9 protein-coding genes are annotated in these 16,631 nt (G+C 73.4%); 3 read left to right on the top strand and 6 right to left on the bottom strand.

The features are described from left to right. Positions 1–265: 265 nt before the first annotated feature. The 3 genes from eccE (at position 266) to OG331_RS15730 (ending at position 6,184) form a co-directional block, all read left to right on the top strand. The gene (eccE, locus tag OG331_RS15720; protein ID WP_406196479.1) at positions 266–1,588 is read left to right on the top strand and encodes a type VII secretion protein EccE; all 1,323 of its coding nucleotides are present in this window, start codon (positions 266–268) and stop codon (positions 1,586–1,588) included. Continuing rightward, positions 1,588–2,424 (top strand): hypothetical protein, encoded by an 837-nt coding sequence (locus OG331_RS15725; protein ID WP_406196481.1) that lies wholly within the window; start codon positions 1,588–1,590, stop codon positions 2,422–2,424. Before eccE ends, OG331_RS15725 begins: the two co-directional genes overlap by 1 nt. A 253-nt stretch (positions 2,425–2,677) precedes the next feature. Beyond that, positions 2,678–6,184 (top strand): SCO5717 family growth-regulating ATPase, encoded by a 3,507-nt coding sequence (locus OG331_RS15730; RefSeq protein WP_406196484.1) that lies wholly within the window; start codon positions 2,678–2,680, stop codon positions 6,182–6,184. Positions 6,185–6,251: 67 nt separating this feature from the next. Here the strand turns inward: OG331_RS15730 and OG331_RS15735 are convergent, their stop codons facing one another. The 6 genes from OG331_RS15735 to infB all read right to left on the bottom strand — a co-directional run bounded on the left by OG331_RS15735 (position 6,252) and on the right by infB (position 16,533). After that, positions 6,252–7,199 (bottom strand): bifunctional riboflavin kinase/FAD synthetase, encoded by a 948-nt coding sequence (locus tag OG331_RS15735; protein ID WP_362388979.1) that lies wholly within the window; start codon positions 7,197–7,199, stop codon positions 6,252–6,254. Positions 7,200–7,344: 145 nt separating this feature from the next. Beyond that, on the bottom strand, positions 7,345–11,166 hold the full coding sequence (locus OG331_RS15740; protein ID WP_406196486.1) for a trypsin-like peptidase domain-containing protein: 3,822 nt from the start codon (positions 11,164–11,166) through the stop codon (positions 7,345–7,347). A 288-nt stretch (positions 11,167–11,454) separates the two neighbouring features. Then, the gene (gene truB / locus OG331_RS15745) at positions 11,455–12,360 is read right to left on the bottom strand and encodes a tRNA pseudouridine(55) synthase TruB (RefSeq protein ID WP_406196488.1); all 906 of its coding nucleotides are present in this window, start codon (positions 12,358–12,360) and stop codon (positions 11,455–11,457) included. Further along, a complete protein-coding gene (rbfA, locus tag OG331_RS15750; protein ID WP_328878870.1) occupies positions 12,357–12,827 on the bottom strand; it encodes a 30S ribosome-binding factor RbfA in 471 nt (156 codons plus the stop codon). The genes truB and rbfA overlap by 4 nt, the downstream gene beginning before the upstream one ends. Positions 12,828–12,876: 49 nt before the next feature. After that, a complete protein-coding gene (locus OG331_RS15755) occupies positions 12,877–13,173 on the bottom strand; it encodes a DUF503 domain-containing protein (protein ID WP_406196491.1) in 297 nt (98 codons plus the stop codon). 207 nt (positions 13,174–13,380) lie between these two features. Beyond that, positions 13,381–16,533: a translation initiation factor IF-2 gene (infB, locus tag OG331_RS15760; protein WP_406196493.1), complete on the bottom strand. Its 3,153-nt coding sequence runs from the start codon at positions 16,531–16,533 to the stop codon at positions 13,381–13,383. Positions 16,534–16,631: the final 98 nt, after the last annotated feature.

Raw genomic sequence — 16,631 nt, forward strand, 5'->3', positions numbered from 1 at the left:
CGACCCCGATCCATCAGGTGTACGGCCGCCCCCGCATCTTCACAGAGCTTCACCACAGCGCTCCACCATGCGGGGCCGGTCCATGACAGGCTGACCACCTGGGGTTTGGGTGTCCCCTGTGTCGCCTGGTGTTGTGCAGCGGGTACCGTGAGCCACCCGCATGGATGGTGTGGGCCATCGGTGCCCTTGGCCCGTCGCGGGGATCCCGGACAGCGGATCCCGCCCGACCGACGGCCACTACTTCGCGAAAGGGATGTCCCGGGGGATGACCAGCGCTACGAGCACTCGGCGCGGACGCCGCGCACCGCAGCAACAGGGAGGTCCGGGCGGCAGACGTACGTCCGCTGCTCCGGCCGCGCCCGTCGCCGCGTCGCCGCGCACGCTGCCCCGCCCGGGCGGCCTCGGTCCGGTACGGCTGCAGCAGCTCATCCTGGTGGAGCTCGCGGCGGCGGTCATGCTGGCCGCCTGGGCCGCCGACGCGTCCTGGCTGCTGGCTCCGGCCGGTGCCGTTGCGGCGCTGTTGCTACTTCTGGCCGTGCTGCGCCGGGGCCGCCGTCCGCTGCCCGAGTGGTACGAGACGACTCGCGCGCTCAGGCAGCGTCGGCGCGACGCCAAGCAGCCCGTGCCGCCCGGGACGGACGCCATGCTGGCGCCGGTCGTGGAGTGCGACCCCGCCCTGCGGACGTATTCGTTCGTGTCCCGTGACGACCGTTCCATCGGCATGATCGGCGACGGGACCTTCCTGACCGCCGTCCTCTTCGTGCAGCCGGCCGACGAACCGCTGCGCCCCGCAGCCGCCGGACGGCAGCTGCCGCTGCGGCTGATCCAGGACGCCCTGGAGGTCGACGGGATCCGGCTCGCCTCCGTGCAGGTCGTGCAGCACACCCAGCCGGCGCCCGCGCCGCACCTGCCGCAGCAGTCGCTCGCCGCGCGCTCCTACGGCCCCCTCCAGGCACAGGCCGGTTCCCCCGCGCTCCGGCTCACCTGGGTCGCCCTCAAGCTCGACCCGGAGCTGTGCCCGGAGGCCGTTCAGGCCCGCGGCGACGGCGTTCCCGGTGCGCAGCGCTCGCTGCTGCGCGTGGCGGACCAGCTGGCGAGCCGGCTGGCCGGGGCCGGCTTCAAGGCGACGATCCTGGACGAGACCGAGCTGGTGCAGGCGCTCGCGACGTCCAGCTGCCTGAACCCGCGCGCCAACGCGCAGCACGGGCAGGACGGGCGGGCCTCCCAGCGCCGTACGGTCGAGGCGGTCCGTACCTGGCGGGTCGACGACCGGTGGCACACCACGTACTGGGTGTCCCGCTGGCCGCAGTTGGGGAGCGGCGGTGTGGCGCTGCCCGAGCTGGTCACGCGGCTCACTTCGCTGCCCCTGCTCGCCACGACGTTCAGCATGACCCTCAGCAAGGCCGGCAACCGGGGCGTCTCCCTCACCGGGCACGTCCGTGTCACCGCCCGCGGTGACAGTGAACTCGGCCAGGTGGGGCGCGAGTTGGAGCGGGCCGCCAGTACCGCGAAGGTCGGTCTGGTCCGTCTCGACCGGGAGCAGGTCCCCGGAGCCCTCGCCACTCTGCCGCTCGGAGGTACGTACTGATGTCCCACCCCGCGACCATGCCCCCGGGGCAGCAGGGCCGGGCCCCCGTACGCACTCCGGCACACGTGGCCTCCCCCACCGACACCGGTCTGATCCCGATCATCCGGCAGCCGGAGACACAGCAGCAGCGGCGCATCTTCAGCCCCGGTTTCGGGCTGCGCGGGCCGCGCCGCAACCGCCATGTCGTCAGCGCCGACGAACTCGCGGCGATCAGCATGCCGCTCGGTGACGACGGCGTGATCATCGGCACCGACCCGGAGTCGCAGCCGGCCGTTCTCGGGCTGTCCCGTCCGACTCCCTTCGACGTCGTGCTCGTGGGTGGCCTGTGGCTCGCCCAGGTGCTGGCGCTGCGCGCCGCCGCGACGGGAGCGCGGGTGGGCGTGGAGACCGGACGTCCGCAGGCCTGGCAGCAGTTGGCCCAGGCGGCGGGCGGCGGCCAGCAGTGTGTGACGGTGTATCCGGTGGGCCGGGTCCCCGCGCAAGGGCCGTCGGTGTCCAGTCCGGTCGTGTTGTTCCGGGACTGCGGCATTCGTCCGCCTCGCGGTCGTGTGACGTCCGTGCCGTGGCAGGCCGTGGTGACGGTGCTGCCCTTCGTCAGTGAGCACGCGCCGCGCTGGCTGTCCCAGGCCCATCTGGTCGGGATCCAGCGCATCTCGCCGTACGAGACCGAGGCCGTGCGGGACACGCTGGGGATCCCGGAGGACCAGCTCCAGCACCTGCCGACCCTGCACGACGGCGTCGCTCTGTGGTGCACTCGTAAGCACCAGAAGTTCGTCATGACCGACCCCACCGACGCGGAGACGGGCCTGCTCGGCGTGGCCCGCCGTATGGACTGACAGGTCGTCGTCCCCTGGGCGGGGCCCAACAGGGCTACGCCCAGGGGGGTTTCCGTCCGCACCCATGAGGCTCTTCCGCCCACGCACCCGGCGCTATAGCGTCCGCGCCCATGGGGGCTTTTCCGTCCCGCCATGCGAGTGATTAGGCTTCTGGTGGTGCGGTGACGATCGCAGTCGAGTGGGACTCGCCACTCGGTCCGCCCGGCCGCGACGACGACCAGCTCAGCAGCAGTGGCTGACCAGGAGGCAAGCAGTGAACAGGGATCGGTCCGAGTACAACGGCGGGAGCCCTTCCTCGGACGGGGACGATCACGAGGTGGATCTCACCGGCGAGTTCGAAATCGTCTACACACCTCCCGCCTGGTACGCCCAAAGTACGCAAAGCGGTTCCTCGGCCGGTGGCCAGCAGGATTCCGGTCCGCCATCGCCACCACCGCCGACCGGTGCGCCCGTCGGATCGCCCGCGGGTCCGCCCGGCGGTCCCGCTCCCTACGCTCCCGGACCGGCGCAGCCACCGGCCCAGGGCACCCCTCAGCCGCCCGCGCAGCCGGCCCAGCCCGCCCAGCAGACTCCGGCTCAGGGCACGCCCGACCCGCACCAGCAGGGCGGCCCCGCCACGGGTGGCTACGGCTTTCCGCAGCAGCAGTCCGCGCCGGGTGGCCCCGCGGCCGGCGGATACGGCTATCCGCAGCAGGGTCAGGGGCAGGACCCGTCGGGTGGCTTCGGCGTGCCCCCACAGCAGTCGGCACCGGGTGACCCCGCAGCCGGCGGATACGGCTACCCCCAGCAGACGGGCGCCGGTGCGCCCCAGCAGGGCCAAGGCCAGGACACCTCCGGCGGATTCGGTGTGCCCCCACAGCAGTCGGCACCGGGTGACCCCGCAGCCGGCGGATACGGCTACCCCCAGCAGACGGGCGCCGGTGCGCCCCAGCAGGGCCAAGGCCAGGACACCTCCGGCGGATTCGGCGTACCCCAGCAGGGTCAGAGTCAGGACACCTCGGGTGGCTTCGGCGTCCCGCAGCAAGGTCACGACCCGTCCGGCGGATTCGGCGTACCCCAGCAGGGTCAGAGTCAGGACACCTCGGGTGGCTTCGGCGTCCCGCAGCAAGGCCAGGACACGTCCGGCGGCTTCGGCGTGCCCCAACAGCACACGCCTGCCCAGCCCCCCGCCGCGCCTCAGCCCTCGACGCCTGCCCAGCCGCCCACCGCACCCCCGCAGCACACGCCCGCCCCGCCCCCCGGCGCCCCCGGCTTCCCCGTGCTGCGGCCGGTCGACACCGACGCCCAGGGCGGACCGTCCTCGACGGCCACCCCGGCGGCCGGCGTCCCGGCGGCGCCCGCACCCGAGCAGCCCGCTCCCGCACAGCCGGTGGCGGAGCCCGTGGCGGAGCCGGAGGCAGAGCTCAACCACGCCGCCGCGGACGCCGAGGCCGCGCGCCTGTTCGGCGATGCCGACGACGACGTAGAGGCGGACGAGGAGCGGACCGACGAGGCGGAGTCGGCGGACTCCACCGGATCCGCGCCCGCCGCGGAGGACGACGAGCCGGAGCACGTCCAGGCCGACGCCGACTCCCCCACCCAGGCCGCGCCCCAGCACGAGCCCCCGGCGACGCCGGAAGCGGAGCCGGACGCAGAGGCCGAGGCACAGGCCGCCGCATCCGCGCCCACCGCACCCGAACAGCCGCCCGCGGCTCAGGTACAGCAGCCTCAGGTACAGCAGCCCCAGGCGCAGCCGACCGGCCAGCCCCCCATGCCGCCGCAGGCCCAGCCCACGGGCCAGGCCGCGGAGCAGCCGCAGGCCCAGCCCCACGCCAACCAGGCGCTCCCTCCGCTGCCCCAGGGCTTCACGCCCGCGCAGCACGCCCCGGGAATGCCGCCGCAGGCCGGACAGCCGGACCAGCAGGCCGCCGCCGCCGCGCAGGCCGCCGGTTACGGCTACCCGCAGCAGGCCCCGGCCGCCCAGCCGCTCCCGGACCAGGCCGGCCATCCCGGTCAGCCCGGCCACCCCGGTCAGCCCCCGCACCAGCCCCCCGCGCAGGGCTCGTTCGGCCCGGCCCAGCCGCAGGCCCAGCCCGGATACCCGGCGCAGGGCGGACAGCCCGCCCCCGCCGACCCGCGGCAGGCGCACCAGCCCGGACAGCCGCATCCCGGACACCCGCAGGCCGCCGGTTACGGCTACCCGCAGCAGCCCCCGCACGCAGGCCAGCCGCAGCCGGGGCAGCCGCAGCCCGCGCAGCCGCAGCAGCAGCCGCAACCGCAGGCCGACGGATACGGCTACCCGCAGCAGCCGCAACACCCCGCGCAGCCCGGCTACGGCTACCCGCCCCAGCAAGGCGGCTACGGCTACCCGCAGGCGCCCCAGCCCCAACAGCCCGCGCCGCAGCAGCCCGCGCCGCAGCAGCAGCCCCCGGCCCAGCCTCAGCAGCAGGCCCCGCAGCAGCCGCAACCGCAGCCGCAGCAGAACCCCGCCGCCTACGGCCAGCCGGGCAACCAGGGCAACCAGGGCTGGACCGCCCCACCCGGCCCCCAGGCCGGCCCCGGCGCTCCGCAGCAGCAGCAAGCCGCGCCCGGCACCCCGCTCGGCTACAACGCCGCAGTGGAGCTGTCGTCGGACCGACTGCTGCGCAACCAGCCCAAGGCGCGCAAGAACAACCAGGGCCCGTCCCGCTTCAAGCTCGGCGCGAAGAAGGAGCAGGCGGAGCGGGAGCGGAAGCTGGGTCTGATCCGTACGCCGGTGATGTCCTGCTACCGGATCGCGGTGATCAGCCTCAAGGGCGGTGTCGGCAAGACCACGACGACCATGTCGCTGGGCGCCACCCTCGCCACCGAGCGGCAGGACAAGATCCTGGCGATCGACGCCAACCCGGACGCCGGCACCCTCGGGCGTCGCGTGCGGCGCGAGACGGGCGCGACGATCCGTGACCTGGTGCAGGCGATCCCGCAGCTCAACAGTTACATGGACATCCGCCGCTTCACCTCGCAGGCGCCCTCGGGCCTGGAGATCATCGCCAACGACGTGGACCCGGCGGTCTCCACCACCTTCAACGACCAGGACTACCGCAGCGCGCTGGACGTGCTGGGGCGGCAGTACCCGATCATCCTCACGGACTCGGGTACCGGTCTGCTCTACAGCGCGATGCGCGGCGTGCTGGACCTGGCCGACCAGTTGATCATCATCTCCACGCCCTCGGTGGACGGCGCGAGCAGCGCCTCGACCACGCTCGACTGGCTGTCGGCCAACGGGTTCGCCGATCTCGTCCAGCGGTCGGTCACCGTGATCTCGGGTGTCCGCGAGACGGGCAAGATGATCAAGGTGGAGGACATCGTCGCGCACTTCGAGACCCGCTGCCGCGGTGTCGTCGTGATCCCCTTCGACGAGCACCTGTCGGCGGGCGCCGAGGTGGACCTCGACATGATGCGTCCCAAGACCCGCGAGGCCTACTTCGACCTCGCCGCGCTCATCGCCGAGGACATCGCGCGCACGCAGCAGGGCTTCGGCAACCCGAACATGCAGTACCAGCAGCACCAGCAGCACCCGCAGCAGGGCGGCTACCCGCCCCCGCAGCAGCAGCCCCAGCAGCCGTACCCCCAGCAGGGCGGTGCCCCGCAGCCGGGTCAGGGCTGGGGGCAGCACCCGCAGCAGCCCGAGCCGGGCCAGGGGTGGCAGCAGCAGGCGCCGCCGCCGCAGGACCCGCAGCAGGGCCAGCAGGGTCAGCAGCCGCAGCAGGGCGCCGTACCGCCCGGCTGGACGCAGCAGTAGCCCGTGCACGACGAAGGGCGGCCGGTACCCCTGAGGTACCGGCCGCCCTTCGGCGTCGCAGGCGTGGCTACTCGGCGGCAGCCACCAGCTCGCGGCAGCGCTTGACGTCCTCGGCCATCTGCTCCAGCAGGCCGTCCAGTGACTCGAACTTCGCCTGGCCGCGGACGAAGGCGAGGAAGTCGACGGCCACGTGCAGGCCGTACAGGTCCAGGCCGACGCGGTCGATCGCGTACGCCTCCACCGTGCGCTCGGTCCCGTCGAACTGCGGGTTCGTGCCGACGGAGATCGCCGCCGGCATCACCTCGCCCTGGGCGTGCAGCCAGCCCGCGTAGACGCCGTCGGCGGGGATGGCGGTGTGCGGCAGCGTCTCCACGTTGGCGGTGGGGAAGCCCAGCTCCCGGCCGCGCTGTGCCCCGCGCACGACCACGCCCTCGACGCGGTGCGGGCGGCCCAGGATCTCGGCGGCGCCCTCGACGTCGCCCTGGGCGACCAGCCGCCGGGTCAGAGTGGAGGAGAAGGGCTCGCCGCCGCCGGCCTCGCCGGTCACGTACAGGTCGACGACCTCGACCTCGTAGTCGTAGATCTTGCCCTGCTCGGCGAGGAACTCGACGTTGCCCGCGGCACGGTGTCCGAAGCGGAAGTTCGGGCCCTCGACGACCGCCTTGGCGTGCAGCTTGTCGACCAGGACCTTGACGACGAAGTCGGCCGGCGACAGCTTCGAGAACTCGGTGGTGAAGGGGAGGATCAGCACCGCGTCCACGCCCAGCTCGGCCATCAGGTCGGCGCGGCGGTGGTGCGGGGCGAGCAGGGGCGGGTGGCTGCCGGGGCGGACGACCTCGCTGGGGTGCGGGTCGAAGGTGACGACGACCGCGGGGACGCCCAGCTCACGCGCGCGGTCCACGGCATGCCGGATGATCAGCTGGTGCCCGCGGTGGACTCCGTCATAGGAGCCGATGGTGACGACGCTGCGCCCCCAGTCCTGGGGGATGTCCTCCAAGCCACGCCAGCGCTGCACTGTGCCTGCTCCTTGTCGCAAAGTCGTCGAACCCGTGTCCGTCTTCGCTCATACGGTCTTACGCAGGTCTAAGGGTGCCATGCCGGGCCCTTCCGGCCCGCATCGGCATGGGTGCTGTGACCGGCTGCACGTGACAACCCGGGATTCATGCGGGGACTCGGACGCCTGCCAGGTTCTCGATCATCCGGCGGGTGCTCGGGCCCACCACCGCCGTCCAGTCCTGCGGGGTGTCGGTCAGCCAGGCCGCGACCTGGGCGGCGAAGCCGGGGACGCGGCGGCCCAGGTCGACCAGGCCCCGGTCGAAACGGGCTGCGCCGTCCTGGGTCCGGACCAGCAGCATGCCGATGTGGTGGACGAGGTCGCGCAGGCCGTCGCCCGGGCGGTCGCCGCGGCACCGGACGGTGGCGTGCAGGAGGGCGTCGAGGACGGCGGGGGCGTGTTCGTTGGCGAGGAGGAAGTCCAGGAACTCGCGCCGCAGGGTCCGCGAGTCGGGCGTGCCCGGAGTGGCGAGTACGGCGGCCAGGGCGACCCGCACCTGTTCCGTGCCGCCGTCCAGCAGGCCGGTGACCAGCGGGAAGAGGACGGTGCGGGCACTGGGGCCGTCCTCGAGGCGCCGGTCGACGTACGCGGCCACGTCCGCGGCGGTCTCGGGGCACCACTGGACCGCTTCCCGTACGAGGGCGGCGACCCGGCGGGCGAGGTCCGGGGTGGTGACGTCGGCGAGGGTGCGCAGCGCCTCTTCGGCATCGGGTCGGCACAGCCGCGCCCGGAAGGCTTCGAGGACCTGTTCGGGGTGGGTCGCGAGGGCGGCGACCAGGGCGCCCGGCGGGAACTGCGGGTCGGCTGCCGCGAAGTGCGCCAGCGCCTGCGGCAGGTGGAGGGCACGCGTGCGTGGGTCCCGGACGAGGACGGCGAGCGCGCTGCCGTGCAAGGTGCAGTCGTCCGGCCGGGTGAGCAGGGCGAGGGCGGCATAGCGGAGCAGCTCGCGGTCGGCCTCGGTGCGCACGTGAGGAGCGACGCGCAGTCCGTACGCCGCCGCCGCGACGCGTCGCGCGGGCCGCTCGTCGTGCGCCCAGCGGTCGACGGCCCGGCAGATCGCGGACGGTTCCTCCTCGGACAGTACGGCGAGCAGTTCGTCGGCTTTGCGGTGCGCGCTGTCGACGAGCGTCTCGGTGAGGTCGTCGAGGGCGCGGTGGCGGTGCGTGTGCAACAGGGCCTGGGCGGCGTGGGCGACGGTCGCGTGGGGGGTCGCGGGCAGCGGACGGTCGTCGTCGAACCAGCGGGTGAGGTGGGGTTGCACGGCGGCGGGGTCGGCGGCGAGGAGCCGGGCCACCGCGTCCAGGTACCGGGGATGCCGGGGTTGCGCGGGGTCGAGCGCCTCCTCGGAGTCGCTCGGCGGGCCGTCGGCGAGGACGAGGCGGCGCAAGAGGTCGAGACGCTCCCCGTCCGGGAGGGGCAGCGCGGTCCAGAAGTCGGGGCCGAACTCGGGCGGCACGGCGAGGTCGCGCCCGCGCCGGGCGACGATCCGGTTGGTGAGGAGGCGCAGTACGTCCTGGTAAGGCGTCGCGTCCGGGACGCGCAGCAGGGTCTCGGTGATGAGCCGGGCGGCCCACCAGCAGTGCCGGTCGGCATCCAGCGCATCGGCCAACTCCTCCAGCCGGAGGGCTAGTTGACGGTGTCCGTGGTGCCGTGGGAGCAGCAGGAGGGCTTGGACGACGGGGCCGATGCGGTGGTGCGGTACGGGGAGGGGGTGCGCGGCGTCGGGGTGGGTTCGGCTCCGGTGGACCAGGGCGTACAGGGCCTCGTCCAGGTCGAGGTGCATGCCCTGGATCCAGTCGGCGACTTCCTCGTGGGCGAAGCGATAGCCGTTGCCGGCCGGGACGAGGAGGCCTTCGGTGAGGACGGCCGAGGCCCAGCCGGTGGCGCCGCCGAGCCGCGCGGGGGCTTGCCCCCAGGGGAACACCGCCTCGAACGACTCCCGGTCCAGCTCCCCCTGGCCCGGCCCGAGGCTGCGGCGGGCGGCCTCGTGGACCTGGCCGGAGACCTTGGCGGCCAGGCGGCGTACGGCGGTGCCGCGCAGCCCGTTCTCGACGGCTAGGCGGACGGCGATGCGCAGGCACATGAGGTCGAGGTGGGCGGAGAGGACGTCGTCGCGGTCGACCGGGACGGCGGGGGCGTCGGGCAGGGCGGCGCGCACCTCGGAGAGGAGGCGGAGCGTGAGGGGGTGTCGGGCATCGGGTGGGGCGAGAACGCCGTCCGGGATGCCGTAGCCGGCGCGGGCCCGGTGGGCCTCGTCAGGGGTGAGGTCGTCGAGCCGTACGCACGGCGGAAACCGCCCGGAGGTCCCGCGCTCCGACCGCTCACCGGAGCCGTACAGCAGCTCCTCCGGGAACTCGGCACCAGCCCCCTCCCAGTACTCCGCCCGGCACGCCACCACCAGCCGAGCCCCCGTCTCCCGCAGCCACTCCGCCGTGCCCTCGGTCCACTCCGTGAGGCCGTGGGCGAGGACGGGGGGCATCTCCTCGGGGCTGTCCAGGAGGAGCAGGAGGGGGCGGCCGGTGGCGCGGGCGAGCTGGGCCAGCCGTTCGGGGCTCGTGTCGCCCAGGATGCCGGGGTCGGCGGAGTACTGGCCGGCCGCGGGCGCCGACACCGACACCGATGCCCATACCGATGCAGATCCCGATACCGACACCGACGCCGCCACGATCCGGGCTGCCCGGTTCAGCGCTCGCCGCGCGGCGTCGGCCACCGAGGTGTCGTCGTGCCTCAGGTCGGCGCCGCGCAGCCACAGCGTGGGAGCCGGTTGCGGTCCGCGGCTGCGGCGGGCGGCCAGGGCCGCGAGTTCCGTCGTACGGCCGCTGCCGGGACGCCCGACCAGGCCCAGTACGGAGGCCCGGCTCTCGGCGAAGGCGCTGAACTCCCTCGCCGTCGAGGCCCGTTCGACCGGGGCCACCGCCCCCGCTCCCCCGGCGCCCTCCCGGCCCACATGGCCCGCCGGCGCCCCGGCCGGACCGTCCTGCCCGACCGATGTGGCCGTCAGCTCCAGTACGCCCGCCAGGTTGAGGTCGGCCCCGTACGCCGGCACCGTCGCCGCGTTCTCCGCGAGCAGCTCGGCCAGCGCGCCGTCGGACGGGACGCCGGTCACCCCTGCCCACGCGCGGCCGCCGGCCTGCGGGAGCAGCGGTACCGCGAAGACGGCGTCGCGGTGGCCGGACTGCAGTGCCGCGCCGAGAACGCCCACGACGGCGCCGGTCCCGGCGTCGAGCACAGGCCCTCCGGCCGCCCCTCCGCCCAGCCTCAACGCGTCCCGGCCGGCCGTGCCGATCGCCAACTCCAGGGCGCCGTCGAGGAGATGGAGACGGTCCGTCGCCGTGTACGTCACTGCCACGGCGCCCAGCACCCTGGCTTCCCGCCAGCCCCCGGCGGCGATCCGGACGTACGCGCCGGTCTCGATCTGCTCCCGCACGGTCACCGGCAACGGCTCCACGCCCAGCCCGGCGGTGCGTACGAGAGCCAGGTCCAGGGCGGGCAACAGGGTCACCGCGGTCGTATCCACCGCACAGCTTCGGTCGCCCTCGGCGGAGTACAGGACCAGCCCGGCCGAACCGTCGACGACCTCGTGGCTGGTGACGACCGTGCCGTGGTGGTCGGCCACGAACCCGAGGCCGCGGGGCCGGCCGGCCGCGTCGTGAATGCGGACCAGGGCTTCGTCACGGGGGCGGGCGCCCAACCCGGCACCGTCCTGGCGTTCGCCGGAGCAGGACCCGCTGCCGTCCGGGCCTTGTGTGCCGGTGTCCGTCCCGGTCAGGCCGATGCCGGGCAAGTCGTCCGAGGTGCTCCAGGGACCCGATGCCTCCCCCAGGTCCCGAACGCCGCGCGCCTGACGCGTGTCCCACGCGTCTCCCGCCGTCCGCGTCCCCTCCGCCGTCCGGCGGTCGCCGCCCGCCGCCGGGCCTCGTCCCGCCATCGTCGAACCTCCCCGCCCGTGCGTCCACACGCCCATGCGCCCACGCCCTGTTTTTTCGACGGTAGGCGCGAAGTGATCAGCGGGAAAGATCGCTCGGCGAACGCGCCCCCTTCCGCTCCCTCGGTTCACTCCGAGCGCCTGCACGGACGGGTGAACAGGCAGGGGTCGTTGGATACACCCTAGGGGTGGGGGAACCGAGGGGGACCGTGGAGCGGCGGGCAGAGGACTACCCCGTGACCGCCGCTCCACGGGCAGACACCGGCAGGCGGCGCCCGTGAGCCGGGCGCCTCAGCCGAAGACGGCCAGGCTCTTGGCCTTGCCCTTGTGATGCTCCACGAGCGCGAGGAAGCGGCCCTCGGGGGCGAAGACGGCGACGGGGCCGGCGCCCGCGTACTCGTCGGGCATGTCGAGGCGGACCCCGTTCGTCAGCAGCCGGGCACGCCTGGCGTCGACGTCCCAACGCGGGAACGCGGCCGTGGCGGCCTCGGCGATCGGCATCACCGTCAGCTCCTGCTGCAGCTGCTCCAGCGTCTTGGCGGAGTCCAGCTTGTACGGGCCGACGCGGGTGCGGCGCAGTGCCGTGAGGTGGCCGCCGACGCCCAGGCCGGCGCCGAGGTCGCGGGCCAGGGCGCGGATGTAGGTGCCCGAGGAGCAGACAACCGACACGATCAGGTCGAGGACGGCGGTGCCGTCGTCGGCGACGGCGTCGCGCACGTCGTGGACCGAGAAGGACGAGACGGTGACCGGCCGCGCCGGAATCTCGAAGTCCTCGCCGTCACGCGCCCGCTTGTAGGAGCGCACGCCGTCGATCTTGATGGCGCTGACCTTGGAGGGGACCTGCATGATGTCGCCGCTCAGCTTGGCGATCCCGGCGTCGATGCCCTCGCGGGTGACCTTCGAGGCGTCGACCGAGGCCGTGATCTCGCCCTCGGCGTCGTCGGTGATCGTGGTCTGGCCGAGGCGGACGGTGCCGAGGTACTCCTTCTCGGTCAGGGCCAGATGACCGAGCAGCTTGGTCGCCTTCTCGACGCCGAGGACGAGGACACCCGTCGCCATGGGGTCGAGGGTGCCGGCGTGCCCGACGCGGCGGGTGCGGGCGATGCCGCGCATCTTGGCGACCACGTCGTGCGAAGTGAAGCCCGACGGCTTGTCGACGATGACAAGGCCGTCGGGCGTGGTGTGCTTCTGCGTCATTCCGCGGTGTCGCCGTCCGTCTCGGCAGCGTCCGACTCGTCGTCGGCACCCGGCTTGCGGTACGGGTCGGCCTCACCGGCGTACTTCGCGCCCGCGGACACCTCACGCACCTTCTCGTCGGACTGCCGGGCCTTGTCGAGGAGGTCCTCGATGGTCCGGGCGGTGTCCGGGAGGGCGTCGGCGACGAAGGTGAGGGTCGGCGTGAACTTCACGCCCGCGGCCGCTCCGACGGCCGAGCGGAGGACGCCCTTGGCGCTCTCCAGTCCGGCGGCCGCGGCGGCCCGCTCCTCGTCGTCGCCGTACACCGTGTAGAAGACCGTCGCCTCCCGCAGGTCACCCGTGACGCGGGTGTCCGTGATGGTGACGTGCGAACCGAGCCGCGGGTCCTTGATCCCGCGCTGCAGCTTCTGGGCCACCACCTCTCGGATGAGGTCCGCCAGCTTTTTCGCCCGCGCGTTGTCGGCCACTGGTCCGTCTCCCGTTCTTTCTTCTTCTGCGTTCTTTGGCTGATGGTCGTCAGTCGTCGTGGTCACCGTGGAAACGCCGCCGTACCGACAGCAGTTCCACTTCCGGACGGCCGGCGACCAGCCGTTCACACCGGTCCAGTACGTCGGCGAGATGCCCGGCGTCGCCGGACACCATGGCGAGGCCGATTCCGGCCCGCCGATGGAGGTCCATGTGGTCCGCCTCGGCCGCACTCACCGCGTACTTGCGCTGGAGTTCGGCGACGATCGGGCGGACGACGGAGCGCTTCTCCTTCAGCGAACGTACGTCGCCGAGGAGGAGGTCGAAGGACAGCGTCCCCACATACATGTGTGTAACCGGTTCACCCGCCGGTACGGGATCGATGGCCCTGCCATCCGTGGGGCAGGGACATCAGAACCGTACAACGAAGGGGCCGGGACGATCGACGGATATTACGCTCCGTAGACCGTCGCCGTCCGCCTTCGATGCCGGTCGGCAAACGGCGCGCTGGCCGACGGAACCGAAGTCCCGCCGGCCAGCACAAACCGTCGGCTGTTACGCCCGCGGCTTCTCGCGCATCTCGTACGTCGCGATGACGTCGTCGACCTTGATGTCGTTGAAGTTGCCGAGGTTGATACCGCCCTCGAACCCTTCGCGGATCTCGGTGACGTCGTCCTTGAAGCGACGCAGACCGGAGATGTTGAGGCTCTCCGCGATGACCTTGCCGTCGCGGACGAGGCGCGCCTTGGTGTTGCGCTTGACCTCGCCCGAGCGGACCAGGACACCGGCGATGTTGCCCAGCTTGGACGACTTGAAGACCTCGCGGATCTCCGCCGTGCCGAGCTCGACCTCCTCGTACTCCGGCTTGAGCATGCCCTTGAGGGCCGCCTCGATCTCCTCGATGGCCTGGTAGATCACCGAGTAGTACCGGACGTCGACGCCCTCGCGCTCCGCCATCTGCGCCGCGCGGCCCGCAGCGCGGACGTTGAAGCCGATGACGATGGCGTCGGAGCCGGTCGCCAGGTCGATGTCGGACTCGGTGACCGCACCCACACCGCGGTGCAGGACGCGGATGTCGACCTCTTCGCCGACGTCGAGCTGGAGCAGCGAGGACTCGAGAGCCTCCACCGAACCGGACGCGTCGCCCTTGATGATGAGGTTGAGTTCCTGCACCAGACCGGCCTTGAGGGCCTCGTCCAGGTTCTCCAGGGAGAACCGGACACCCCGGCGGGCGAAGTTGGCGTTGCGCTCACGCGCCGCGCGCTTCTCGGCGATCTGACGCGCCGTGCGGTCCTCGTCGACGACGAGGAAGTTGTCGCCGGCGCCCGGGACGTTGGTGAGACCCAGGACCAGGACGGGGGTCGACGGACCCGCTTCCTCGACGTTGTTGCCGTTGTCGTCGAGCATCGCCCGGACACGGCCGTACGCGTCGCCGACGACCATCGTGTCGCCGATGCGCAGCGTGCCGCGCTGGACCAGGACCGTCGAGACGGCACCGCGGCCGCGGTCGAGGTGGGACTCGATCGCAATACCCTGCGCGTCCTGCTCCGGGTTGGCCCGCAGGTCGAGCGAGGCGTCCGCGGTGAGGACCACGGCCTCCAGCAGGCTCTCGATGTTGAGGCCCTGCTTGGCGGAGATGTCGACGAACATCGTGTCGCCGCCGTACTCCTCGGCCACCAGGCCGTACTCGGTCAGCTGACCGCGCACCTTGGTCGGGTCCGCGCCCTCGACGTCGATCTTGTTGACCGCGACGACGATCGGGACGTCGGCCGCCTTGGCGTGGTTGAGCGCCTCGACCGTCTGCGGCATGACGCCGTCGTTGGCCGCGACGACCAGGATCGCGATGTCGGTCGACTTCGCACCACGGGCACGCATGGCGGTGAACGCCTCGTGACCCGGGGTGTCGATGAAGGTGATCCTGCGCTCTTCGTCGTTGACCTGGGTGGCGACCTGGTACGCACCGATGTGCTGCGTGATACCGCCGGCCTCGCCCGCGACGACGTTCGTCTTGCGGATCGTGTCCAGCAGTCGGGTCTTACCGTGGTCGACGTGACCCATGACGGTCACGACCGGCGGACGCGGCATGAGGAATTCCTCGCCGCCCTCGTCCTCGCCGAACTCGATGTCGAAGGACTCGAGCAGCTCGCGGTCCTCCTCCTCCGGGCTGACGATCTCGATGACGTAGTTCATCTCGCCGGCGAGCAGCTGGAGGGTCTCGTCGGAGACGGACTGCGTGGCAGTGACCATCTCGCCGAGGTTCATCATCACGGCGACGAGCGACGCCGGGTTGGCGTTGATCTTCTCCGCGAAGTCGGTGAGGGACGCACCGCGCGACAGGCGGACGGACTGTCCGTTGCCGCGAGGCAGCATCACGCCGCCGACCGACGGGGCCTGCATGGCCTCGTACTCCTGGCGCCTCTGCCGCTTCGACTTACGGCCACGACGAGCGGGACCGCCGGGACGACCGAAGGCGCCCTGCGTGCCACCACGGCCACCGGGACCGCCGGGACGGCCACCGAAGCCGGGACGGCCACCGCCGCCACCGCCGGGACCACCGGGACGACCGGCGAAACCGCCACCGCCGCCACCGGGACCGCCGGGACGACCGGCGAAGCCGCCGCCACCGCCGCCACCGGGACGACCGGCGAAGCCGCCGCCGCCACCCGGACGACCGCCGCCACCGCCACCGGGACGACCGCCGCCACCGGGACCGCGGCCACCGGGGCCACCGCCGCCGGGACGCGGGCCGGCAGCAGGACGCTGCGGCATCATGCCGGGGTTGGGACGCGGACCGCCGGGACCGCCGCCACCGGGACGAGGACCGCCGGGACCGCCGCCGGGACGCGCGCCGCCGCCCTGCGGACGGGGCATGCCGCCCGGCGTGGGACGTGCGCCGCCCGGAGCCTGGGGACGGGGACCGCCCTGGCCCTGGCCCTGCGGACGCGGGGCACCGCCGGGGGCACCGGGGCCGCCCGGACGCGGGGCACCGCCCGGACGGGGCGCCTGCGGGCGCGCCATGCCGGTGGAGCCACCAGAGGTGAACGGGTTGTTGCCCGGACGGGGACCGGCCGGACGACCGCCGGGACGCTGGGCGCCACCACCCGGACGCGGAGCGCCCGGACGGTCGCCGCGGTCGCCGCGCTCACCACGGCCCTGGCCACCCTGGCCCTGGCCGGCCGGACGCGGAGCGCCGGGGCGCGGCGCCTGGCCGGCCGGACGCGGGGCGCCCGGACGCGGGCCGGAACCCTGGGCCTGGGCCTGGCCCTGGCCCTGAGAGGCGGCGGGGGCGGCAGGAGCCGCCGGAGGCGCCGTGAACTCGGGCGCGGTCGGAGCCGGGGACGCCGGGGCGGGCCGCGGCGCGGGCTTCGGGCCCGGGGTGGGACGGGGGCCGGGAGCAGCCGGGGCGGCGGGAGCCGCGGGCTTCTCGGCGGCGGCCGGCTTGGGGGCCGGCGGGCGCGGGGCGGCCGGACGGGCGGCCTGCGCGGGAGAGGGGGCTGCCGGCTTCGCCGGGGCAGCCTTGCGGGCGGGGGCGGACTTGCCGCCTCCGTTGCCCTGCTGGAGGGCGTCCGTCAGTTTGCGGACAACGGGCGCTTCGATGGTCGAAGACGCCGAACGGACGAATTCACCGAGTTCTTGGAGCTTGGCCATGACGACCTTGCTCTCAACCCCGAACTCCTTGGCGAGTTCGTATACCCGGACCTTAGCCACTTCGCTCCTTTTAGGTCCGGGTTGCGTCCGGACCGTCGCTACTTCATGGGCGTACTCATCGCGTGCTCATCGAGTGCTCATCGCAATCTCGACCTACT

The sequence above is a fragment of the Streptomyces sp. NBC_01017 genome (assembly GCF_045162795.1).
Lineage (GTDB): Bacteria > Actinomycetota > Actinomycetes > Streptomycetales > Streptomycetaceae > Streptomyces > Streptomyces machairae.